Origin of the sequence: Lactococcus sp. FSL K6-0773 (assembly GCF_038006485.1) — a bacterium.
Classification (GTDB): Bacteria; Bacillota; Bacilli; order Lactobacillales; family Streptococcaceae; genus Lactococcus; species Lactococcus lactis.
In genome coordinates this window covers 1,001,312-1,027,241 of sequence record NZ_JBBOVF010000001.1, presented here as the reverse complement: position 1 = coordinate 1,027,241, position 25,930 = coordinate 1,001,312, and the positions used below count along the sequence as shown (strand labels likewise).

Here is a 25,930-nt window from a genome sequence, read left to right as displayed (position 1 = left end):
TATTTCACTATAAAATGATATAATGAGAGCAAGAAAGGTGGTGAGATTGCCATGTTAAATCAGAAAACCCGACAAATTTTTGAAAAAAATGGAGGCGTGTTGACCCTACCGAAAGCCTTAGAATATGGTCTTTCTAAGGAGGGCGTGCGTAAGATGTATTTGCGTGGCGAGCTTGAGAAAGTCCATGCAGGAGTCTATACGCTAAAAAATGAGCTCCCAGATGAGCTGTTGCTGTTACAAACGGTTTATTCTAAAGGGGTTCTCAGCCATGAGAGTGCAGCTGCTCTATACGGCTTTACGAGTTTCACACCAACAGAACCCATTTTCTCCTTTCCACAAGGCTATAAACTCTATCGTAACCCTAAGCTTGCGATTGCCCCTTATTTTGTCAGTCGTGAGCAATACCAGACAGGAATCGAGGAGGTACAAACTTGGGAGGGAAATCCAATTTTGGCTTATAGTCCAGAGAAAACACTGGTTGATTTAGCACGTTCTCGCTATACGCTTCCCCTTATTTTTGAGGAGGCCATGCAAGGTTATTTTGCTTTGGGAAATGTCAATGTGAATCGTCTATTAGGCTATGCCCAACAGTTTGGCGTACTTGACAAAGTGAAAAAGAGGATGATGGTCTATGCTTAGTGAACAACGCGTTAAAAATCTCATTAAGAAAAAAATGGATGAGACAGGCTTGTCAGCCCAACAACTCTATCGGCTTTATGCAGTGGAGCAACTTGCCAAAAAGATTGCCTCAATCGAACAGTTAAGAGATAAATTTATTCTCAAAGGTGGCTATCTCTTAACAACAATTTTGCAGCTGGCGAATCGTGCAACGGCGGATTTGGATGGAACAATCGCTAATATGCGTCTTGATGAAAAGGGGTTAAAGGAATTTGAACAGCTTATCTCAAAACCTGAGAGCAATGGCAAAAGCAATTTTGAATGGTTGCGTCAAGAAGAAACACGGGAAGATTTTCTGTACAATGGCTTTAAAATCCACTTGAATTACTGCATTGGTAAAATGAAAATTCCAATCAAGATTGATTTAACAACAGGAGAGGATATTCTTCCTGCTCAAAACCAACAAATTCAACTCTTGTTTGAAGATGAAAAAATTGATTTCAGGTCTTATCCGATTGAGCAGATTATGGCAGATAAAGTGATTACAACGCTCTCTTATGGGCAAGTTGATAATACGAATTCCCGCTCAAAAGATTTGTACGATATTTATGTCTTGAAAAATGTTTTTCCGAAGTTCTCGCTAGTGGACGTGGTAGTGGCGATGAATAAAACAAAGACTCAGAGAAACTTAGAAATTCCAGCTAGGGAGTATGGAGCAATCATTTCAAGGCTCTCTCACTCTACAGAGCAGAAAAGTCATTGGCGAAAGTTTCAAAGCCAAAATAGCTATGCGAGAACACTCGACCTTGAGACAGTTTTTGAAGCAGTAAAGACTGTAGTTGATGATTTGGCTGCAATGGAAGAGAAGATGTTGAACCTTACCAAAGGTAAAAATCCTAAAAATAATTTTGAGAAACGGCTTTGGGAGGCAGAAAAGAAGCAAACAAAATTTATAGAAGATGACTCCCCTGAGAAATAAAAGTCGGCCCATTTGTAAGGAAAAGCAAAAAGTTAGATGTATCACTAGATAGAAAATTATGGAGAGATATAAATGTCCATTGATGAAGAACGTCCTTATCAGGTTGAAAAGACGGAATGTAGCAGCTGCTACAAGTTAGACCTTTGGGAAACGGCTTTTGGACTGCAAAAGACAGATGGCTTAGAGCCGTCTGAGTACATGGTGCGACAAGCCAAAGCCCATATTGATGGAAAAGCCAGCTATCAGGAAGTTGAGCAAAATGTCAAAAGTTATTATGCGGAGAACCAACCACAAGAAGGTAAGCGCCAGGAAGAAGCGGATGTTTCGTCTCTTGGAATTTTCCGAATTTTAGCAGAAGAAGGCTTTAGTCTAAGTCCTGTGACTTTACTCAACTATCACAAGCGCCTTTTTCAAGGCATCGAGAGCTTTCGCTATCCAGTCGGGCGTTATCGGACAGAAAACATCACGAAGACTGAGCCTGTCTTGAACGGCAAAAGTGTTGAGTATGCCAGCTCCGCTATGATTGCGGATAATCTTGCTTATGACTTTGAAATGGAGAAAAATCGGGATTACTCTATGATTACAAAACACGAGATTGCGGATCAAGTAATGAAGTTTGTTTCTGGAATCTGGCAGACGTACCCTTTTCGCGAGGGGAATACTCGAACGTCAGCCGTCTTTTTAATCAAGTATTTACAGCACATGGGCTTTGAAGTCAATAATGAACCGTTCAAAAAAAATTTTAAGTTTTTCAGAGATGCCCTTGTACTAGCCAATGCGGCCACAACTTCTCGCTATCGCACGGATCAATTCCTCAAATGGTTTACAGATAACCTATTGTTTGAGGGCACTCATGAGCTTGTGATTGTCCCTTTCAAGGGATAGTTAGATTTTCAAACACGATAAGGATTAAAGGATAAAATAGAATTATGAAATTTCAGTCATTACAGGTAAAAAACTTCAGAAGTTTTGAAGATATAAGCATTGACCTATCAAATAAGAATGTATTTTTCGGGCTTAATGATGTCGGAAAAACAAATCTTCTGACAGCTTTGCGATTTGTTTTTGATAGAGATACTCGCAGAAATGATTTTATGGACTCAGACTACTTTGAGAAGAAAACGGAAATTCCAATTGAAATTTTGGTTACCGTTGATATTAGTGATAACAATGAGGACAGCTCTAAATTGCGTGCGAGGCTTAGAGGAGCAATTTTATCTGGGCAAGACTTAATATACATACGATTAATAGCGAAATATGATAACTCTGAAATGGTTGGAGTTGCTGAACTGTTTTGGGGTGGAGATAAAGAAAATCTTCAGGAAATCAAACCTAGGGGAACCCGTTTTGATATTGATGATGTATTTAACGTTTTTTACATAGATTCTTATGTTGATATGGATGTTCTTTTTAAACGAAATATCAAGAAGTTTATCCAAAGTGATACAGAGGACGACAAGGCTATCAATGACTCAATAAATTCTATCGTAGATGAACTGAACGAAAAAATTTCAAGCCTTTCTGGAGTTTCAGATTTTGAGTCGAAGATAACTCCTGCTTACCAAAAATTCAATGATGAAAACATCTCAATTTCAATTAAATCTGAAATTGCAGTAAAGGGACTCTATTCTAATATTGTCCCTTACATGAAGAAAAAAGACGATGATAATATTTATCCAACGGCAGGAGAAGGCAGAAAAAAGCTTGTTGTGTACTCTTTATTTACACTTTTAGCGGAGCAAGAAGCAGATAAAAAAATAAATTTATTTCTTGTAGAGGAGCCTGAAAATAATCTTCATAAATCTTTACAGATAGAGTTATCTCAGATTCTGTTTGGTAATTCTGAAAGCTATCCGTATTTATTTGTTTCTACTCATTCTCCTTATATTTTGTATGAAATGAACAAAGTCACTTTGGTACGAATTTTTGCTGAGAGGAAAGTGACAAGTAAAAGTGCTTTTTATAATGTACCTTCTGACTTTCAAGATAATAAGAAAATGCTTAACCGCTTGCTCGCGGAAGCAATTTTTGCGAATAGGGTTTTGTTAGTAGAAGGACCCTCTGAACAACTTTTATTTGATAAAGTTCTTTCAGTAATAAAACCATATTATGAGGTTAACGGAATGTATATTCTTTCAGTTAATGGCATAGGTTTCAAAAGCTATCGACCTATTTTGAAGAAGTTGGGAATCCATTGTGTCATTAAAACTGATAATGATATCCAATGGCGAGCAAACAGCGGTCACCATGCCCTAGGATTTTCCAGAGTTAATAATCTAGTTAATGGGACGCTTGCTGTAAACTGGACAATTACTCCTCTTCCTGCATCTAAGGAAGAATTTATAAACAAGTCTATCGGATATAGAAAAGAGCTTTATAATCTTGAACAAAATCTTCCTGTATTAAATAGCATAAGAGAAGATTTTCATGTCTATTTATCAAAAGTCGATTTAGAAAATGACTTAGACGAAGTCCTTCATGAAAATCTTGTTACTTATCTTGGCGATAATCCAGTTAAGTATCTTCAAGCAGCTAAAAATAATCACATGGTTGAGCTCATTGAGAAATTAACGGATGAAGACTGCAGAGAAGTATATGAACATTATAATTTTGCTTGTCTAAAGGATTTGGTAGAATGGAATTAACAGATACTCAGAAAAAAATTGTTGACACTGCAGGCAACTTGATTGTTAGAGCAAGTGCGGGCACTGGAAAAACACATACAATGGTCGCAAAAATTGCGAAAGAAATAGACGAGAATAGGGATCATCGTGTTATTGCAGCAATCACTTTTACAATTAAAGCCGCACGAGAAATAAAAGAAAGACTATCTGTTGATACTACAGGACATTTTATTGGTACTAATAATAGTTTTGCAATCGAAGAAGTTATCAAACCGTTTATGAAAGATGCCTACGGTGTACAATTTGATTGTGAGATGACGACTGACTATAGTCTAAAATTTGATAATTACGAAGAAGGGTTGAATTTCATTTCTGAAAACTGCACTTTAGGAAGCTATGAGGATAATAATAAGAATTTTATTTTCGAACTAGCTCTAAAAATACTTAGAAAGTCAGAAGTAGCACGACTGTACCTGCAAGCTAAATATTTCAAAATTTATGTTGACGAATATCAGGATTGTGATACAGCAATGAATGAATTTTTTATGTATTTGACAGATTCATTGACCATTGACTTATTTATTGTTGGTGATGACAAGCAATCCTTATATACATGGAGAGGTGCTAATCCTGAAGCATTCAAGAGTATTATTGGCAAAAGAAATTTCGAAAAATTTTTTATGGTTGATAACTTTCGTTCAAATAAACAGATTCAAAACTACTCAAATCTGCTTTTTGAAGAGACTTCCAGTCTCTATGATCAACAAACCAGCATAGAGAATATTATTTTGTTAAATTGTACGGAACAAGATTGGATTGAAAAAATCAAATGTTTTTGGGATGCAGACAAATCTTCTGCTTTGTTGAGATTTTCTAATTCAAATGCGAAAAGTGCTGCTGATATTTTGTGTGCGCATGATATGGATTTCAAATTTATTCCGAAAGCTCCAATTGAAGATATTTCAAATGACGCAGGATGGCTCTATTATGCAATAGCACAATATTTACTTGTTGATACCTATTCGGTTTTTGATTTTATCTATGATATCCCTTCAGGGACGGAGGAAGACTCGAAGATTAAAAGCAAGTTGGAGAGATACCTACAGGGTTTAAAGACAAACGTTGTTGATGAAAATCAATTTAAGGAAAAAGTTTCAGAGCTTGCTACATTTCTAGGATATGGAGCTCAGCCTAAAGATTTATCAGCTCTTTATGAAACTATTTCTACAGACAGATATATTGAAACGTTCAAATCAGATAACATCAAACATAGGGCGATGACATTCCATTCTTCAAAAGGGTTGCAATTTGATCAAGTTATCCTGTTTGTTGAGGATTATAATTTGCGAGATGAGGTAAGTTTCTATAACCATTATGTGGCAACTACAAGGGCCAAAAGCAAACTAATTTTTATTAGTATCAAAGAAAACTATGGAACAAGGCTGTTCTATCAAAATATTGCTAAAAGGTTAGAAGCAAGTGGTTTGACATTGGATAAATTGGTTACTATCTATTAGCAGAGGAATCGAATTAATTCTTTGTTAGGCCCTTTTTAAATTTTACTGTACGTGAAATCATAAAAATTAGACTAATGAGAAAAAATCTTAGGACCATATCTTGATATTTTGAAAGATTCAAAAGAGCTTTGAAAAAATAATTAATCAGGAAATCAATCTTCAAAGAGGTTGATTTTTTTGTAGAAAAGGAGGAACATGGATCAAGAACAAGTCATTGACAAATTTGTCGTCAATGGAACCAATACGCTGCGCACCATTCTCAAAATCCTAGAGAATTTGTCGAGCGATGGGCTACATACTTGGCTAGAGCGACAAAATACTCCAACGACAGGACAAAATAAACTACACCGTTTGCTGAATGCGACAGACCCAGTAACCTCACAATTTTTACGGCAAGAGGTGGATTTGAAAAAAGTCAAGCACTATTTTGAGGAACAAGGTCTCCCGTTTGCTTTTAAGAAAGTAGAGCAGGGCACGAATATCTTTTTCAAAGTGAAAGATGAAGCCTTGGCTAAAAAGGCATTGGAAGGAATTCTGTCAGAATTGACGACGCGCCCTGCCGAGGTGGCGAGCCAACTGGTTAAAAATCCTAATGTACAAAGCTTTGAAGAAAAACTTGAAGCAGGAAAAACCCAAGAGGCAGAGCGCCTGTCCCGTGTGGCAAGACATCATGCCCAAAGCTCGGAAGCTACACCAAAGATGGGAAGTTTGAGATGAGAGATGGAACCCGCCCCTATCAAAAGAATTTGAAGCACTACCTGATCTTATCAGGAGTGCTTTTTATTTTAGGTTTTTGGTCAGGAAACTTTCTGACGGGACTACCAGGGCAAACGCTGGCAGACCAGTTCAATAGCCTCTTTAATCATGGCTTATTAGAACTCCTATCAGACCAAGATTTCCAATTTCTTTATGTGCCGACCTCAAGCGGTTTTTTATTTGCCCTCATTGGGGGCTTTTCGGGACTGATCGCTTATGTCCGAAACAATGACCACGGCGTTTATCGCAATAATGAAGAACATGGCTCGGCGCGGCTTGCACGACCTGAAGAAATCGGGCATTTTGCGGATTTAAGACCTGAAAATAATATCATCTATACGCAAAAAGCCCGCATGGGCCTGATTAACCAAGCGATTGATTATCGCTATCAAAAAAATAAAAATGTCGTCGTGCTGGGCGGGCCTGGCTCAGGGAAGACCTACACCTTTGTCAAACCCAATCTCATGCAACTGCTGGGAAGTTATATCGTAACTGATCCGAAAGGCTTGTTGGTTCGGGAGTGTGGCAAAATGCTTGAAGAAAATGGCTATCAAGTTAAAATTTTTGATTTGGTCACGTTCTTGAACAGCGACCGCTTTAACATTTTCCATTATTTAGAAGATGAGATGGACGTGGATCGAATTTTTGGAGCCATTTCAGAAGCCACCAAGAAGGGCGATAATCAAAGCGAAGACTTCTGGCAGCGGGCGGAAGGCCTGCTTGCGCGCGCCATGATTACCTTTTTGTGGATTGACGGTCAAGATAATGATTATACGCCAGACCTTGGCATGGTCTCAGAACTTTTCCGACATATTGAACGCAAAGAGGCTAAAGTTCCGAGTGTCGTAGAGGAGTGGATGGAAGAGCAAAATAATCGCCACCCCAATAACTATGCTTATAAGCAATGGACACTCTTTAATGACCTCTTCAAAGCAGAAACGCGCTCCAGTGCGCTTGCGATTGCGGCCACCCGATTTTCGGTCTTTGACCATGAGAAAGTCGTTAATCTGATTGCGGAAGACACGATGGATATTGATTCTTGGAATGAAGAAAAGACGGCCGTCTTTTTGGCTATTCCTGAAACAGACGACAGCTATAACTTCATTGCGGCTATGTTCTTATCAACGGTCATGGAACGCTTGCGTAAAAAAGTAGATGAAGTCATGCAGGGAATCAGAACTCTACCAGAGGGGAAATCGCTTTTGCATGTGCGCTTTATCTTAGATGAGTTTGCGAACATTGGGCGGATACCAAACATTGATAAGGCTTTGGCCACCTTTAGAAGTCGAGAAATGTCGATTGTGATTATCCTGCAAGCTTTGGCCCAACTCAAAGCCATGTATAAGAACGGTTGGGAAACTTTGTTGAATAGTTGTGACAGCCTGCTCTTTTTGGGTGGAGATGAGAAAGAAACCACAGCCTACCTCTCTCAACGTGCAGGAAAACAGACCATTTCCATTCGCAATCGAACGCAAAATCATGGTCGAACGGGTGGTTCAACGAGCTATCAAAAGCAAGCGCGTGACCTCTTTACGCCTGATGAGATTGGGCGCTTAAACAACAACTCAGCGCTGCTCTTCATCTCAGGACAGTATGTCTTTAAGGATAAAAAATACACGGTGGATGACCACCCGAATGCTAGCCTATTGGCTCAAAACCCACAAGATCCCAATTGGTATCGTTATAAACGCTATATGGACGAGGAGGAAGAATTTTTGGATAAGGCCACACAAATCATTGACCACGGAGCCATTACTCATGAGGAGGCCGCCTAAGATGAAACCAAAGTCTCCTAAAAACAAAACGCTTGATTGGCGGCTTAAAGATATTCCACAAGCACAACTGGATAGGATATTATCAAAAGACGATGCCCTAGAAGAACTTGAAACCATCGTCAATCATTCCATTTGTGGTGAGTCGTTTGAGCTAATGAACCGTCTTCCTAAGCAAATTGTAGATTTAGCCATTGTGGACCCACCCTATAATTTGAATAAAACTTATGAGGGCAAGTCTTTCAAGAAGATGAGTTCTGCCGATTACCAAGCCTATACAGTAGCTTGGATCGAACGACTCAAACCGTTACTCAAAGAAAATGCGACGGTCTATGTTTGTGCAGATTGGCAAACAAGCCTAGAAATTGCACCCCTCCTTGGTCAATATTTCCACATTCAAAATCGGATTACGTGGCAACGAGAAAAAGGGCGAGGTACTTTATTCAACTGGAAAAATGGGATGGAGGACATTTGGTTTTTAACCAACACGAAGGATTACACTTTTAATGTGGAACAGGTCAAAATGCGCCATAAGGTGCTCGCTCCTTATAAGGAAAACGGACAGCCTAAAGATTGGCAAGAAACCCAAGCAGGAAAATTCAGAGATACCCTACCGTCTAATTTTTGGTCAGACATTTCCGTGCCCTATTGGTCCATGCCAGAAAATACGGCACACCCGACCCAAAAACCTGAAAAGTTGCTGGCAAAGTTGATTTTGGCAAGCTCTAATCGAGGAGATCTCGTCTTTGACCCATTCTCTGGGTCAGGGTCAAGCCTCGTCGTTGCCAAAAAGTTAGGCCGACGCTACGTCGGGATTGAACAAAGTTTACGCTACACAGCTTGGGGCGAAGTGAGGCTGAAACGGGCAGAGCGAGAGCCTACCATTCAAGGCTATGCGGCAGGTGTTTTCTGGGAGAGAAATACCTGGCTCGACCAGAAAAAGAGTATGAAAAAACAGAAGGGAGGCAAGAGTGGCTGAAATACAAACGCTTGATGATCGAAAACAGCTGTTAGCCCAAGCGCAATCGGCAAATATTTTTCAAGTTGCCCAGCAACTGGGCTTAAAAGCGCTTGGCTCGAATATGTATGAGTGGGAAGGGCATCAAAGTATTTGGCTCAACCCCAGAAAGAATCGCTTTAATTGGTTTGCAGAAAATTTGTGGGGCGGGCCTATTGACTTAGTCAGTTTGGTTCTTTTTAATGCTCGAACTTTTGAGGAGCGTCGGGCGCACTTCAAGGAAGTAGTGGCTTACCTGACTCAGACGGACTGGCAAACGTTTGATGCTCAAAAAGTTCCAAAAGCACAACCTTTTCATTACTACTTGAGAGATCAAGCCAAAAATCAACTTGCGGAGAAGTACCTTGGCGAAGAACGGGGACTGTCCCAAGCAACGATTCAGTTTTTTGAGGAAAAGGGCTTGATTGCTCAATCTCAGTGGCGTAATCCCCTAGCAAATGGCCGACATTTTTATGAGCCAATCGTGGTTTTTAAACATTTTGATAAGCCCAACCACATGGTCGGAGCTAGCGTACAAGGCATTCAGGCTTATCCTGAATTGCACAAGGATCACGCGAGTGGACATTTGAAACGGGTCTTGAAAAACTCAGGAGCCTATGGGGGCATGGTGCTTGATATTGGTCAACCTGAGCGTTTGATTGTTTTTGAAGCACCGATTGACTTAATGAGTTATTATGAACTTCATCAGGCAGAACTTAAAAACGTCAAACTGCTTTCAAGTGATGGCTATAAGCCTCAAGTGATTTCGCGCTATCTTGCGGAGATTTACGGCCGTGAAGAGCTGACACTTGCTCAAAAGGAGAAGTTTTTAGAGACGTTTGACCGCTTGGCGGGAAATATTGAAGGCTTACCTGAACAGCTGATTACCTTTGCCTATGACCACGATGAAGCGGGGAAAACCTTTGTGAAACGGTTTAATGACCAGTACCCTAATGCTCCCAAATATGCACGGACAGATTTCCCACCGCTTCATGACGGACAAGCAAAAAATGATTGGAATGATGAACTAAAAAGACAGAAAGGATTGATGACAATGAAAAATGAGTCTAGTGAAAAATCAGAAAAAAGGGAGCACTTTTTAAAGCTCCCCGAAGCGGAACGGGCTTATCTCGTGCAGAAAGCTCGTGCGGACGAGGAGAAAAAGACACCGAATCAAACGGCGGCTGCTCAACACCTCCGTGAACTGCAATGGAATTTCACGAAAGAAGATCAGAGCCGATTAGATGACCTTTATGGCCAGTTGATTGACCAAGACTTTTCTCCGCTTGACCTGCTTGCTTTAGAAGATACGCAGGACGAAGTGGTACAAACGCTTCTTAAAGAAACCCAGCAATTTGACGATGAATTGAGTAACCTCTTTACACAAGCCCCTCCCGCTCCTCAATCTCAAAACGAAATCCCAGAGAATATAGTCGCTGAGCAGACGAAACAACCGCAGCCTACGTCAGCTGTTGAAAAAAGAGCGACACCCCAAAAGGAAGCACCTATTAAGGAGCCTCCGAGTGAAGTAAAAAGTGTCCTTACAAAAGAAGAGCTAGAAGCTTTACTCTCGGCACATTTTTCAAAAATTGAGGGACTGGTCAACCAGTTTAAAAAGGATGTCTTGGAAAATAAAAACTTGTCCAAAGAGAAAACTCAAACAGAAGTCAAAGGACTCTTGGCACAGATTCATGAGCGCTTATTGGAACTTGTGGATCAGGTAAAAGTGGCGATTCTCAATAAAAGAAATCAAATGGGAACATCGCTCCAAGCCACAAGAATTTCTGTGACCAATAGCCTGAAATCGCCTTTTTTGAAATTGAGTCAGGAACTCCAAGAAATCAGTAAAAACCTAGCGCAGCGTTTTGCCTTGGAGGAGATGCCAAAGTCACCTGAAAAAGCTAAAAGTAGAAAAGTATTGGCTGAGGAACTGTCAGAGAAGGCAAAAGTGATTGAGACCTTAAAAGCCCAACTGGCGGCGCAAGGTCAAAAACAGCCAGAAGCTGAAAAGCCAAAGACGGCAAAAAAGCGCTCAAAATCTAAAAAGAACTTTGACACGCGACTCCAACAGGCCAAAGAAGCGGAACAAGAAAAGATAAAAGCCGTTGCCGCTCAAGGAGCTCAGCCCGTAGTTAAGGGAATTTCAGTCTAAAGAAGAAAAAAATCACGTTTTTAAGGAGTAAATTTGGCTCATTTATCACGTTTTCGAGGTGTATAAATGGTGCTTTTTTCACGTTTTAGCAAGTTAATTTTGCGAAACGTTCACGTTTTGGGAGGTTTACGAGCAAGAAAGTTCCCTTTTAAAAAATCTTTTTGTAAAGTTAAAGGAGAAAGGCTTGATGATTGAGGGAAGTTGTACCCAATGCCAAAGTAAGCTGACGGTTTTCGAGCAAGAAATAGTAAAGATGAAGTAAAGCAGCGAAAGCACCTGATAAAAAAATTAGGTGTTTTTGTTTTGCTCAAAATTGAAACGAGGGATAAATGGAAAATGAACAAATAAACGCATAAGTTTGGAACTATTATGAGCCCTATCAAAGTGTGATTGCTTTGATAGAAGACGCTTTTGACCCGTTTTGTTATGATGAGGCAATCAGTGAGAAACTTACGGTAGAGGAACTTGGGGAGGATGAAAACTACGAAAACTTGGACCCAGAAGTGTACCTAGCTTTAACAAGGACTTCTGAAAATATGGTTACGCAAGGTCTAAGCAGTGACTATAAGGTGTACAGCGAACAAATCAAATTGATGGAAATGAACGGCGACTTCACGTATGTTCTCGTCAATTCTGACTATCAAGTTTTGAGAATGTCAGACTCTTTGGTGGAATTGGTAGGCTCTCCTGAATTCTTAGAGGAAGTAAAGAGAATCGACTCATCATTTGCGCAAGAACGGGTAACGGGGCTTTTAGCCATTGTAAAAGAAGCCTTGTCTGAAACGCAAACGTTTATTGAAGATGGATGGGAAGTGGGACATGACCCGTATCATTATGTCGCGTCCGCAGAAGCACTGCTATTAGAAAATAGTTTGGAGGAGGATAAAAAATATTATGCTGTTTATGATACCCAATCCAATGATTTTAGGACATTGGGAATTTTTGAAACAGCTGAAGAAGCCATGGAGGCGGGGGCGGATTATTTTGTGAATGTGCTTGACCTAGAAAACTATACGGAAATGGGAGGAGAAGCCCACTTTCATCATTCCACACCCCAAGAAGACGGGGAGCTGCTTGGTTTTACAGCAGTAGGAATCAGGGCCAAAGAAGCAACGTGGCTCAATCAAGCCACTCAAACCCAGTCTTCTATTTACTATCACGACAGCCATATTGGCCAAGGCGATACTTATAAGAAATTCCCTATCATTTCTCTCAATCGACCCGACATTTATGGTCGTGATTTAAGAACAGGGGAAAAAGTTGCCTCAATTTCTGCTCAATATAATCCCCTTTCGGCTGTTTTGGCGAGGGAATTTTTAGAGCGTGCCTTAGATTATTTACGACATAACGGGGAGCTGTCGGCCGAGGAACGTCAAGAAGTTGAACATCTAGGGACAGTCGTTACACCACGGACGGACCAAGAACTTCACTTGATTTTACAAAATGGCTGGTTTGACGACTTGTACGATGTCTTTGACGATGAATTGAGTTATTTTAATACTGTAAATGATGCAGAACTGACTAAGCTGGACATTGAACATGAGATTTCAAAGTATTTAGAGGAACACCCTTTTCATTTAGATTTACCTACCCTTTACTCATTAGCCCAAAAGGGCGGAAACATGAGTTTTGTTGCACTATATAATAGTGCAGTAAATGGAAATATGGTTTACACCGATGAGGTAAAAGTAAAAATAATCTATGATAAATTGATTGATGAACTCGGGAGGAATGAATTAGAAAAGCATGAGATATTTAACATTCCCCAATTTCAGAAAATCTTGCTTACGACTCAAAAGGAAAAGAAAGAAGCACAACAAGTAGAAACAACGCTTACCCACCTGAGCATGATTAAAGAAATAAAAAATTTGAAAAAATTGGCTTCTGGAAAAAATGAAGTGTTATCAGTTGGTGGTGGGCTGCTTGATAAAGATTTGTTGCTTCAGCTTGTGAGAGACTATCAAAAAATGTACCCTGAAATTGTGGAACTTGAGGACGATAATGCAAAATCAGGCTTTTCAAAACTCAATGAACACCAAAGTTCAGATTTTATTCTGTCTAATTTCAATCGACCTCAATCAGTCCTCTACGTAGGCGATAGTTTTGAAACGCTGCTTGATGTGATTCAAAAAAATATTCCTGGGGTTATTTCTGAAATCAGACAAGAATGGTCGCAACGTTTTCATGAAATCTTTGACTTTGATCAAGAACAATTAAATCAAGTGCAAGATTGGATGATGGAGCACCTTAAATTTACGGAACACTTTGAGGAGTCTGTGGATGTGCCGATTGAGTTCGAGGGAGGCGTAAGCAGAGGGCTATTAGAAGATGAGGCATTGCGCTTCCCGATTGAGGAAACGACGAATCACTGGGTAGAATATCAGAATAAGGAAAAAGAAATTCCCTATGACGCCTTTGAAATCATGGCTTTAGAGGAACATCAGCTCCCTTTTGAGGGAATTCAAGAAATTCTGGAGGCCGTTGATTTAACCATTGATGAGGTTGTTCAAAAAATAAGTACAGAAAAGAAAATGGCAATGTCCCAACAGGAGCTTTCAAAAGGAAGCAATGAAAATGAAACGCTGAGTTATGTTCAAAAGATTGTTGATTCAACAGTTCATGCGACAGGAATCATTGAACGGGTTAACATCAATGATTTAGATTATTGGCAGGAGAACGTCATCAGTCAATTTAATCTGTCAGCCCTGACAGAAAAGGAGCTTGTAGCTCTGTCGCTTAATCTCATTCATCAAATCTATAAAACAACTCAGTATATCAACGAAATGAAGAATGATGATTCTGAACGACAGGATTATTTGAGTGATTATGAGAATGAGCGAGATATCTATGATCTATTAGTTCAGGAATGGGAAGAGCGTGGGGTAAATGTCCCACTAAGAGCTGCTGCATTTGATGCCAATGAGACAGAGCATAGTGAACCGTTAGCGCATTACTTTGAGGAACTGTTGTCTGATTATTTAGTCAAAGGGGGAATCAATTTCAAAGAAGAACTTCCTTTGCCTCAAAAAGGGAATCAGTCATCTGTCCATTTGAAATGATGGGGAAGTTATCTCATTTAGAAATATAATAATAAATTAAAAAAAACAAGAAGTAAAAAATAGGTATTTTTTACTTCTTGAAAATAGTTATAAATGCTGTTATAATGGTAATTATAGAAAGTGAACGATTTGAAATGGGAATAACGTTAAAAGAAAAAGTTATTGCACGGATTAAGGCCTCTCCCAAAGGGCGGCTTTTCCTCATGTCCGATTTTTCTGATTTAAGCACTAACCATAGTATTTATAAAATAGTGGTAGAACTCGTAAAAAATGGTAACTTGGTGCGAGTTCATCGGGGAATTTATCAAAAGCCAAAATATAGTGAGCTTTTTGGACAAAATATTCCAGCAACACCAGATGAAATTGCAAGAGCAATCGCTCGTAAGAATAATTGGAAAATTGCGCCCGCTAAAGACTTAGCCCTTAATCTTTTGGGCTTAGACACACAAGTGCCTAATCGCTACGATTATATTTCAGACGGTCCAACTAAGACGGTTCAACTGGAAGACGGACGAACCCTTTATTTTCGTCATGTCACACAGCGCGAAAGTCTGATGGCTGAAACGTCATCACTCGTCATTGAAGCCCTCAAACAGCTGGGGGAAGAAAATGTGACAGAAGCAGTTTTAAGGCAAATTGTCTCTAAACTGACAGATACTCAACTTAAACGCTTGGAGAAAGATGCTAAAAATTCTCGTGTTTGGATCAAAGAGAAAATTAAACAAATGAAAGAGGTCGCTTAATGCTAGATTTTGCAAGACGAAGTGATAAAGAACGCCAAGAAGGTTTCCAGATTGTCGCTCCAATGATGAAGATGAATGAGGGGATTATCGAAAAAGATTTCTATGTGGTCTTGATTCTGGAACTGCTCTTTCATCATTCCAAATTTGGAAAATCCTTTGCCTTTAAGGGCGGAACGTCGCTCTCCAAAGGTTATAATATCATCAAACGTTTTTCCGAAGATATTGATTTAGTGATGGATTGGTCGCTCTTAGGATTGAGTGATGTGGAGGCTTGGCAAGAGCGTTCGCATCGTCAACAAGAATTTTTTAACACACGAATCAATGAAGAGGCAGGGCAATGGATTGAGAAAAGCCTTGTCCCTGAGCTGATTGATTGTTTAGAGCGAGAAGAACTTCAAGGCTTTCATGTTTTTGTTCGTGAAGAAGATAAGCAGACAGTCATTATTGAATATCCGAAACACTTTACAAGTGCTGGGATACTTCCTGAAATTCGATTAGAGATTGGACCCTTAGCGGCTTGGACACCCGTTAAAGATCGGGCGATTACCAGTTATATTGCGGAAAAACTTCCCAATGTTTTCTCAGAGCCAAGCACTGTTATTCCCACCGTTGAAGCAAAGCGTACTTTCTGGGAAAAGGCAACCATTTTACACAAGGAAGCTAATCGCCGTCACAATTTCACACCAAAGCGCTATTCCCGTCACTATTATGACTTGTATTTACTGGCTCAATCGGAGATCAAAGAAGAAGCATTTGCGGACCTGGATTTGCTTAATCGTGTGGTAGCTTTTAAGGAAAAATTTTACTTGGATAATTCCGCGAAATATGAGGAGGCCGTACCCGCAACACTCAAACTCTTACCTAAAGAAGAACAGTTGGAGCATTTGAGAGCTGATTATGACGCGATGCAGGCCATGATGTTTGAGAAAGCACCAAGTTTTGATGAGATTATGCAAGGCCTTGCTAAGTTGGAAAAAGAAATTCATCAGCTTGGTGTTTGATAAAACGAGAAAATGCTTAGCGGTCAAGTGCTAACCATTTTTAAGGCTTTTATAGCCATTATTTAAGAATGTAAGCAGGATAAAATGGGGAAAGCTTGCTTATTTTAGAAAGCACATCACAAATTTGTGATGTGCTTTTTTCGTTCCCCGAAAAAATAGGAGGAGTTTCCGTATGGAAAAAGAAACAAAAATAAATAATTCACCCGCCCAATTTATCCGCCATTTTATGACGGCTACGCCCCTTGAAATCTTAAACTTTATCACTTTCAATAGTCACTATTTCGAAGAACCAAGCATTCGCACCATTATCGAAAGCTATTCACGAGAAACATTTCAAATGGAAAATCAGGATTCTGTTAACGTTAGCGACAAAGACTTGTTAGATCAAATGTACGAGGTAGCTTATTTATCAAGTTCTACCTTTCAAGATTCTCCTGATGATATGATTGAGGAGGGGCAAAAAGCCATGACCTCTTTTTTGAGTCCCTATTTTTCAAGCCTCCAACAATTTACAGCAACTGAAAAGAAAATTGCCACAAAGGTTGCGCTTTATAACCTTTATGCGCATTACGGACTTTATGAAGCTCATTCAGCCCTAAAGATTGAATTAGAAGATGACCTCATGCGAGAATTAATCAACATTCCAAATAGGGAAAGAATTTTTCATGTGCTCAATCTCGCTAATAGTTTTACACGAGGCTTTGACCAACAACTTCTTAAACGTCAAAAAGCTTTAATGGCTAAAGCCCAGAAAGTTACATCTCTTGATATTTCAAGACAGTTTTCTGAGGAACAGATTGAGCGAGTCGAGCAGGAAAGTTTGAAAATCTTTCAAGAATCAGGACTTGACCTCCCCAATCGGACTTATTTTGAAGTGCTATACCAAGTCAAACAGGACTTGCTTCATGATGTCCAATTGTCTGCTTCCGCACGAGTCAACACCCTTGACGATTTCCGTTTTACTTTTGTGGGGGTTGTCAATGAAATTCTGGTTGCGCATTACTCAGAAAATCAAGCGCTCTATGGGACCTTACTTGAAAAAGAGGCCGCCAAGTCATGGCTTGCGGATCTCTTTTTGCAGGACATCTATCGGGAATTTTCAGAAGTAAAAGAAAGCCCGAAAGAACAAGAAACTTTTCCAGATAGGGAAGGTTCTCAATCAGACGCGGAAACTGAGGCTCTTTCCAACCCAGCAGGTCTCAGGGATTCAACCGAAACAGAACAGGAAGATTTACGTGAAAGTAAGTCAGAGATAGCTTTTCAAGAAAAAGAAATTGTTTCATTACCGACTGTTGAACCTAAGAGCGACCCTTCGACCGCCAAAAAGCTACTTGTTTCTAACTCAGAAATGTACTACGAAGAGATGATAGCAGCCTATAAAAAGCTCTATGATTCTTATATGCACCAACAAGACCTCAAAGCACAGGGGCATAATGTGTCGGGGGCTTATGATACCTACGACATCGAAACCACTCAAGAAGCGGTCCAGTTTTACTACACCTATCTAGGACGAGCGCTTGGGACCAATGATGATCGTCGGGTTATTTTTGGTATTGCTACGGAACAAGGGGATTTCCAGACGGATTCAATGAGTACCCCGATTCGCTCCCGTGTCTTTGATGTTTTTGAACAAGGACTCAAGTCACTTCATTTAGATGAAGCACCCGAAAAAGGCGAGCATTTTGATGAAACGGCGCTCCAAGAACTCCACAATGCTTTTATTCAAGATTGGACAGCTTATCGTCAAGCTGTGGCATCCTTTGAGACTTGGAAAAGCGACCATCCCGAAGCAGAATTGATAGACTATCAGGACTTTGATAGCCTTCAATTCGCCAAAGGGAAAGCTCAATATTATGAGGAAGTGCTGAGTGACCTCATTTATCGTAATCATCCAGAGGGCGGGCGAGAGGTTGACCTCTTTCCCGCTTCAAGGGAGCTTTCCCGCACGCAAAAAGAAGCGATTGAGGCGCTTGTCGCTGCGGTTTATCCACACTTTGAAGGCTCAACACTTCGAGAAAATTTTGACCATTGGAAAGAGGAGGCTCAAAGCTCACTTGATTCTGTTCCAGCCCTCTTTGAGCAACTTAAAACTGATGATGTGGCCTATTTATTTTATGTGTCTAATGCCGCAACCTTTGCCCCGCAGGAACAGTACCACGAAAAGAGCCCGATTGAAAAACTTTTTTTGAACCATGTTTCAGAGCTGCGGAGTTTGAGTGATGAAAAGCTCAAAGCCGTGTGGCAGGCAGAAAAAGACAAAACGCCAAATGCTTATTATGACCTCTGGCAGGAAGTGAGAAAAAATATTCGTCCAGCCCTAGAATGGTCTGGTTACCGCAAACTTTTAATCTCCGCACTCCAAGTGAACCAAATGCTAGAGGGCACGCGTTTTGCAAAAGAAGACCTCTCTTGGCAAAGGCAATATGCCGCAGCGCGTAATTTCTTGTTTCAATTTTTTCCTAATAAAGCCAAAAGCGCTGATGCGGAAAGTGTCGAAAGTGAAAAGCTATCTGAAAAAGCGTTAGAGGCTCTCCATGAAGAGACGCTACGCCAAGAAATAACCCAACAAAACAGTCATCGTAAATTTCGGATTTATGAATTTTTTGAAGAAGCATCTCGTGCGACTGACCGCGTGAAATTTCTAAAAAATGAGTATGGGTTAAGTGGACATAGTGGGTTTGGAGACAGTCCTTATTTTGTCAATTATGACGGAAAAGGAGTGGAATTTGAACAATTTAGTTCTCAGGAAGATTCGGACCGTTTTCGACTCACTTGGGCTCAGTTTAATGCAACACTAGCAAAATTGATAAAAGAGGAAGCTTTTTTGACTTCTTCTGAAAAATTGGAATATCAAGAGTGGTTTGCTTTAAGGCATACGCTTGATAAGACTGAGCCAATTAAAAATTCGGGAGAGAAAGAAAAAACAGGACTTCGTCCAAGAGAAGTTTTAGCACAGGTCAAAACAGCCCTCCTTCCAGAAGAAGAGTTTGTGATTTTGGAAGAAGGTGAAAATCTAACCCTTGTTAAAACCAGCTTTGATGGGCTTTTGAATGAGGTGGTGATTGAAGCTGATTCGGAGCATTACGAGGTCTCAGATTTGGCGGATCAAATCACGGGGATTGTTCATTTTAAGGAACAAGTTGAAGTATTACTCAGTCAAATCCAGACTGCTAAACCAAACGAACTGGCAGAAGAAAAAAATTATGGGGAAGCAGAACAAACAGAGCAGTATTTCGCGACGCCGTTGCCTGATTTGTGGTTTCAGATTGATAGCAGTTATGCCACTTTAGAAGCTCGCTTTTTTAATAGCGCTCATGAGCGCTTAGGACAAACCTTTCTCAAAGGAACAAGTGCTCTTGCGAATTCAGAACGACAGGCTGCGATTGAACGCTATAGCCACTCTAGTGAAGCCCTTTTTGAAGCTTTAGACTTAGAAAACTTGCGGACATTTATTCAAAATAGCCGTGGTGGGTCGCTCAGTGAATTTGTATTGGATAGAACAGGGATTCATTCTTGGCAAGACCTCTATGACCAGCTGGTTACTTCTAGGCATGTTTCGATTGAAAATAATCCAGGCTTTTTAGCTAAGGATACACGAGAGCCGCCGAAAAGTGAAATTTCTCTCTTTGACTTCATGGACGAGCCGAAAACTGAGGAAACTGAAAAAAGTGGCCAGTCGGTTCAATGCGATTCTTCCCCAGAAAGTCGCAGTCCATTGCCTCCGCAAAATGCCCTTGAAAGGCTGAAAACGGCTTATCTCGGAGAATTAGCTGACCTGAAAGACTTGCGAGCGCGCCAAGTGGGCGGAACCCTTTATTTGATTCATAAAGAGCGGGCAGATTTTTACGAATACGTCGTAAATGAACTTGCACAACTAGATAACCACATCCAACAAAAGGATTTTACCTTTGAATGGCTTAACGAAGATGATAAACAACTGATTCAAGAAACAGTTGAGGCCGCCTATCATGCGTTCGGCTTTCAAGTTTTAACCTTTGAGGCTTGGAGGGAAGCCTTCGAGCAAGGCAATCAGCTTAAACCAGCACTAATGTCAGAAGCAGAGGTTCTGGATGAAAATACCGAAACTGAGCCGACACAAGCTCCGCCGCTCATAGATTATCATTTTCCTGAGACGGGGCTTGTTTATCCAAAGTCTATCCGTGAAAAAATTGAAGCCAATCTTGCAGCCATTCGACTGGTTAAATCTCTTGAAAAAGAAAATCGCATGGCGACCCTTGACGAACAAACTGTCTTGGCCAAGTATGTGGGCTGGGGAAATGGCGAGATTGTCAATACGCTTTTTGATGAGGAGAATCCGCGCTATGAAGATTACCGTGAAGCACTCAAGCAACTCCTCTCAGAGGAAGAATATAAGGCCGCTCGTGCGTCTAGCTTGACGGCTTTTTATACGTCACAAGAAATCATTCAGGCGATTTACCAAGGCCTTTCTGACTTAGGCTTTGAGAATGGACGGATTTTGGAGCCGTCCATGGGAACAGGGAATTTTTTTCACGGGATGCCTGAGTCTATGAAGCTATCTTCTGAACTCTTTGGGGTGGAAATTGACCCGCTGACCGCAAGCATTGCTAAGCAGCTCCAACAAACCGTCAATATCCAAGCTAAAGGCTTTGAAGCCACACACTTTGTGGAAAATGGCATGGACTTAGTGGTCACCAATGTGCCTTTTTCGGATCGGATTCATTTGACACACCCAAGCTATGACCGTCCCTATGTGATCCATGATTATTTTATCAAGCGCGCACTTGATTTAGTCCATGAGGGCGGTTTAGTGGCCGTTATTACCTCGACAGGGACGATGGATAAACGCTACTCCCGTTTTCGCACCGAGTTATCTCAAAAAGCGCGACTCCTTAAAGCGATTCGCTTGCCTGACCGTGCTTTTGCGCAAATTGCGGGGACGGAGACGCCTTCCGACATTCTGATTTTCCAAAAGGATAGTCGTCTGGTGGATTCTGAAGCAATCCCTGAATGGATTGAAACGACTTCTAAGATGGATAATAAAGGCAACCAAATTTTCTATAATCGCTATTTTGAAGCACACCCTGAACAAGTTTTAGGAGACCTCACCATTAAAACGTTTAATGGGGGCAGACTAGCGGTCAAAGCGAATTTTTCAGATGAGAAATTGCCCGAAAAACTCCAAGCAGCCTTTGTTTTTCAAGAAGAGGAGCATTATCTCGCAACAGAGGAAAAGGCACCCCTTTATGAACTCGAGGAAAAGTCAGACCTTGACCTTCCAGAAGAAGTGACTTCTGAGATTGAACCGTATACCTTAATGGTTTATCATCGCAAGCCCTATTATCATAACGGCGAAGCCATTACCCTTTTTCAAAAGTCGTCAAGTGTTACCCTTAACATTCATGAAACCCGCAAAAATCAGTTGACCCGTTATGCCAAGAATAAAGCACAAATCTACGATGAAACACCTAATTTCCGATTCAAACAGCTCAAAGTTGATATGATTGAGGGAGGGATTTACTCGGATGACGCGGCTTTTGAGGCTTTAGGATTAAGCGATGCAGAACGAGCAACCTTAGTGCAGGAGGGGACGGTTAATCAAGGGGAGACTCAGTATGAGTTGGGACAAACCAATGAAAAATGGTTCTTGACTCAAAAAGTCAAAGAAAGTACAACCTATACTTATCATGTCAATTATTCCGCTAAGGAAGTGCAAGCGATGAGTGCCATGATTGAACTCAGAAAAACGCTCCAAGCCTTGCTTGCGATTCAACATGAAGAAGATTATGACATGGCTGCTTATGAGGAATTACGTCAGTCTTTGAATACGCAATATGACAGCTTTGTCAAAAAGTACGGTCATGTCAGTAGTCGAGCCAATTCGCTGCTCATGCGGCAAGATGACTATTATCAACTGCTGGCTTCGATTGAGGTGGATGTTGAGGACGAAAAAACCAAGCGCTTAATGAAAGTCAAAGGAACGGTCTTTTTTGAACCCACCATTCAATCTCAACCAAAGAAAATCGAAGTCAAAACGGCCGAAGATGCTCTCCTTGCCTCGCTCAATCACAAAGGAAGACTTGATTTTGACTACATGGCGGCTGTCTATTCGCAAAGTAAAGCAGACATCATCAAAGAGCTTGGTGACAAGCTTTTTTATGTTGGCGAGGGGCGTTATGCCACACGAGAAGATTATCTCTCCGGAAATGTTAAAACCAAGCTCGCCGAGGCAAAAACGAAACAAGGGTTTGGCGTTGAAGATCACGACTGGAGTGCGAACATTGTGGCCTTAGAAGCGGTGATTCCTAAAGATATTACCATTAGTGAACTCAATTATAAATTTGGGACACGCTTTATCCCGGTGGCTTTGTATGCGGCTTTTTTGGAGGCCGCATTAGGTCAAAAGCCCGATGGGGTGACGATTGAATACGACAAGCTCACAGATAGCTACGCGGTTCATGTTGCCAATCAAGGGACAGACGCTAATGAGCACCAATACGGCGTGGGAAGATATGATGGGGAACAGCTGGCGCAAAGTTTACTTAATCAACGCCCGCTAGAAATTAAAAAGCTTGACCCCAATACCCCGCCACAAGCTAAGCCCAAGTATATTGTGGACGAAGTCGCGACGGCGGAATTACAGGCTAAAGGCGAGCAGTTTGAGGCAGCTTTCAAGGAATGGGTGCTTAAAAATTCGGACATGCAAGAAGAAATTGTCTCGATTTATAACGAAAAGATGAATCGGGTCGTCCCTAAAAAGTATGACGGCAGTCATTTAACTATTCAAGGGCTTGCCAAGCAGTTTACCTTGCGACCTCACCAGAAAAATGCCATGATGCGTATTATTCAAGAGCAACGGGCTGGCCTGTTTCATGAAGTCGGGTCAGGGAAAACCCTGACCATGCTTGCGGCAAATCTTAAGCTCAAAGAGTTGGGGGTGATTCAAAAACCGCTCTTTGTCATTCCAAAACCCTTGATTGACCAATTCGGGCGAGAAATTTATCGGTATTTCCCTGAAAGTAAGGTCTTGATTGCGCACTCGGAAGACTTTTCCAAGGATAATCGCAAGCGGTTCATCAGTCGTATTGCGACAGGCAACTATGATTTTATCGTGGTGGCCGATTCTCAGTTTGGCAAGATTGGAATGTCTAAAGCCTATCAAGAGCGCTATATTGAGGACGAGATTGACAAGGCAGAGCGTCAAATGCACCTGGCTAAACTGAGCGGTCAGCGCCATACCGTCAAAAAGGTTGAACAGTATCGGAAAAGTTGTCAAGAACGTCTTGAAAAGCTGCAAAAGCGAGATATTGATACCTTTATTGATTTTGAAGAACTGGGGATTGATATGCTCAACGTGGACGAGGCGCAGGGGTATAAAAATTTAGCCCCAGAAACGCAACTGGGACAAGTCAAAGGGATTTCAGATGCACGGAGCCAGAAAGCCATGGACATGGATCAGAAGACCCAATATCTCCATGCTAAGTATGACAATAAACGCGTACTCTTTTCAACCGGAACACCGATTTCTAACTCTGTGGTAGAACTTTATACCATGATGAAATACCTTGCGCCTGACGTGCTCCAACAATACGACGTGTGGAGTTTTGACAGTTGGGTTTCAACTTTTGGGATTATTGAAGATGTCTTTGAGTTGAATGTCGCAGGCAATTATAAAACTAAACGACGCTTTACCAAGTTTGGGAATATGCCAGAGCTACGGAATATGTTTCTTGAAGTGGCAGACATTCAGACCTCAGAAGACCTTGATTTACCTGTTCCGAAAGCCAAAACCGTGGTTCATGAGTCCCACACCACTCCTGAACAAGTCAAGTACATTGAGGGCTTGGTTGCAAGAGCAGAAGCGATTGAAGCCCGTCTTGTTAAGCCGTATGAGGATAATATGCTCAAAATTTTGGGCGAAAATAAAAAGCTCACGATGGATATGCGGATGCTGGATAGCCACCTCTACACTGAGGAGGATTCTGAGAAAATCACCCAGGTTGTAGATAGCGTCTTTGAAATCTGGGCAGCCACGAAAGAGGAGCGCTCGACCCAGATGATTTTTTCGGATACGGGGGTGCCTTTAAAGTACAGAAACAGTGCCTCTTATAATCTTGACCGCTCTGTCAATTCCTTTTCAGCCTATGATGAAATCAAGCGCCTGCTTGTCTTACGTGGCGTTCCAGAGGAAGAAATTCGCTTTATTCATGAAGCGACAGACGCTACAAAAGAGCAGATGATGCGGGATATGCGCACAGGGAAAATCCGAATCTTAATGGCGAGTACCAGTAAAGGCGGAACAGGGCTTAACGTTCAGGACAAGCTCCTTGCCGTCCACCACTTAGATGTGCCGTGGAAACCGAGCGATAGCACCCAGCGAAATGGTCGGATTATCCGTCAAGGCAATGAAAATGACGAAGTCCAAATTCATATCTATATTACCAAAGGGTCGATGGATTCTTTCATGTGGCAAACTCAGGAAAATAAGAAAAGAGTAGTGGATCAGTTGATGCGTGGGAAATCTAATGTTCGTGAGATTGATGAGATGGACAATGAATTTGGCCCGTCAGTCTATAAGGCGATTGCGACCGATGACCCTGTCAAAGCGGAGTATATGCAATTAGAAATGCAAGTTGAAAATTTGGAGCAGGCTCGGAATCGTTACTATGAGAGTAAAGTGTCTGAAAGTAAACGTGTTGAGCGGGAGCAAGCCAAACTTCCTGTTTTAGAGGAACGTGCGGTGCTTGTAAAGCAAGATGTGACAGCATTAGAACAGTCGAAAGACGCTCCTTTTGAGATGACCTTATTTTATGAGGAGAAAGAAAAACGTTTCGGAAGTGACGATAAAAAAGCTGCCGCCGAACTTTTTCATCAGCTCATCACGCAACACGTCACCGAAACGCCGCAGCAAGCCCACATCGCAACCTTTCGAGGGTTCGAGATTTATCACATCAGTCATGGCTTGACCCCAGAAGGTCAGCTCTTCGAAAGCGAAAATGAGCAATTCCTTTTTCGAGGACAGACCGATTATCATGTCCAGTTGAGCATCACCAGTATGTTGGGAACGCTCGTGAAAATTAATAACAAGTTAGACAAACTCTTCTGGGATTTAGATAAAACCACTCAGGAAATTGAACGGATTAAAGCAGCTATTGAGCGGCTTGAAGTTGAACGCTCGCTGCCTTTTCCACGCGAGGAAGAGTTTAACAAGAAGACCGCACGCCTGAAAGAATTGAAAGCGCAGCTTGACCATACTGAAAATGAGACGGTTGAGGCAGAGCATTTTCTGGCGCTAAACGGCATAGAACAAACGGTGACAGGAGAAATTCAAGGCACCAATTTGGAAGAATTGGACTACTTTGATTCTAGCTTTCTGGAAAACTTTGATTTGACTGAACTCTCTGATGAGGAGCTGGCTGCTTTAACTTTTAATGTGGTCTTTCAATATCAGGACAGCTTAATGGCGCTCGAAAAGGGGGTGCTTAGTTTAGCAGAGCGGGATGAATTGGTGCTTGATTTTCACGAAGAGGAAGAAGCTTATGCGCAACTTTGTGACGCATGGACAGCACGCGGGATTGCTTTTCCTGATCACTTACAAAGCTTGAACCAAGACAAGCTGAGTTTGATTCAAATGCAACTCTATGCTCACTTGCAAGACCAAACGGATTTACCACGCGAGCTGATGCAAGAGCTGCCGTCTGAAAAACAACTGTCGTTGGGTTAAAAAAATGGA

13 protein-coding genes are annotated in these 25,930 nt (G+C 41.2%); all 13 read left to right on the top strand.

Annotation, left to right across the window (positions count from 1 at the left end; genetic code table 11):
• Positions 1-99: 99 nt before the first annotated feature.
• The 13 genes from MHB61_RS04820 to MHB61_RS04760 all read left to right on the top strand — a co-directional run bounded on the left by MHB61_RS04820 (position 100) and on the right by MHB61_RS04760 (position 25,921).
• Positions 100-639 carry a type IV toxin-antitoxin system AbiEi family antitoxin domain-containing protein gene (locus tag MHB61_RS04820; protein WP_137015932.1) on the top strand — a complete coding sequence of 180 codons (540 nt, stop codon included), beginning with the start codon at positions 100-102 and terminating at the stop codon, positions 637-639.
• Complete coding sequence (locus MHB61_RS04815; RefSeq protein ID WP_081144244.1) at positions 632-1,597, top strand: nucleotidyl transferase AbiEii/AbiGii toxin family protein; 966 nt, start codon at positions 632-634, stop codon at positions 1,595-1,597. The genes MHB61_RS04820 and MHB61_RS04815 overlap by 8 nt, the downstream gene beginning before the upstream one ends.
• A 72-nt stretch (positions 1,598-1,669) precedes the next feature.
• Complete coding sequence (locus MHB61_RS04810; protein WP_081144245.1) at positions 1,670-2,482, top strand: Fic family protein; 813 nt, start codon at positions 1,670-1,672, stop codon at positions 2,480-2,482.
• 44 nt (positions 2,483-2,526) lie between these two features.
• Positions 2,527-4,242, top strand: coding sequence for an ATP-dependent nuclease (locus tag MHB61_RS04805; RefSeq protein WP_081144246.1), 1,716 nt, complete (start codon positions 2,527-2,529; stop codon positions 4,240-4,242).
• Positions 4,233-5,738 carry a UvrD-helicase domain-containing protein gene (locus MHB61_RS04800; protein WP_023164119.1) on the top strand — a complete coding sequence of 502 codons (1,506 nt, stop codon included), beginning with the start codon at positions 4,233-4,235 and terminating at the stop codon, positions 5,736-5,738. The genes MHB61_RS04805 and MHB61_RS04800 overlap by 10 nt, the downstream gene beginning before the upstream one ends.
• A gap of 195 nt (positions 5,739-5,933) precedes the next feature.
• Positions 5,934-6,455 carry a DUF3801 domain-containing protein gene (locus MHB61_RS04795; protein ID WP_023164120.1) on the top strand — a complete coding sequence of 174 codons (522 nt, stop codon included), beginning with the start codon at positions 5,934-5,936 and terminating at the stop codon, positions 6,453-6,455.
• The gene (locus MHB61_RS04790) at positions 6,452-8,269 is read left to right on the top strand and encodes a VirD4-like conjugal transfer protein, CD1115 family (RefSeq protein ID WP_081144247.1); all 1,818 of its coding nucleotides are present in this window, start codon (positions 6,452-6,454) and stop codon (positions 8,267-8,269) included. The genes MHB61_RS04795 and MHB61_RS04790 overlap by 4 nt, the downstream gene beginning before the upstream one ends.
• Before the next feature lies 1 nt (position 8,270).
• Entirely contained in the window at positions 8,271-9,245 is a 975-nt protein-coding gene (locus MHB61_RS04785) for a DNA-methyltransferase (protein WP_023164122.1), read from the top strand.
• A complete protein-coding gene (locus tag MHB61_RS04780) occupies positions 9,238-11,415 on the top strand; it encodes a toprim domain-containing protein (RefSeq protein WP_081144248.1) in 2,178 nt (725 codons plus the stop codon). Before MHB61_RS04785 ends, MHB61_RS04780 begins: the two co-directional genes overlap by 8 nt.
• A gap of 386 nt (positions 11,416-11,801) precedes the next feature.
• Positions 11,802-14,474: a hypothetical protein gene (locus MHB61_RS04775; RefSeq protein WP_081144249.1), complete on the top strand. Its 2,673-nt coding sequence runs from the start codon at positions 11,802-11,804 to the stop codon at positions 14,472-14,474.
• A gap of 104 nt (positions 14,475-14,578) precedes the next feature.
• Positions 14,579-15,217 (top strand): DUF6088 family protein, encoded by a 639-nt coding sequence (locus MHB61_RS04770; protein ID WP_023164125.1) that lies wholly within the window; start codon positions 14,579-14,581, stop codon positions 15,215-15,217.
• Positions 15,217-16,218, top strand: a complete 1,002-nt coding sequence (locus tag MHB61_RS04765; protein ID WP_203227017.1) for a nucleotidyl transferase AbiEii/AbiGii toxin family protein — start codon at positions 15,217-15,219, stop codon at positions 16,216-16,218. Before MHB61_RS04770 ends, MHB61_RS04765 begins: the two co-directional genes overlap by 1 nt.
• Positions 16,219-16,390: 172 nt before the next feature.
• Positions 16,391-25,921: a DEAD/DEAH box helicase family protein gene (locus MHB61_RS04760; RefSeq protein WP_081144250.1), complete on the top strand. Its 9,531-nt coding sequence runs from the start codon at positions 16,391-16,393 to the stop codon at positions 25,919-25,921.
• Positions 25,922-25,930: the final 9 nt, after the last annotated feature.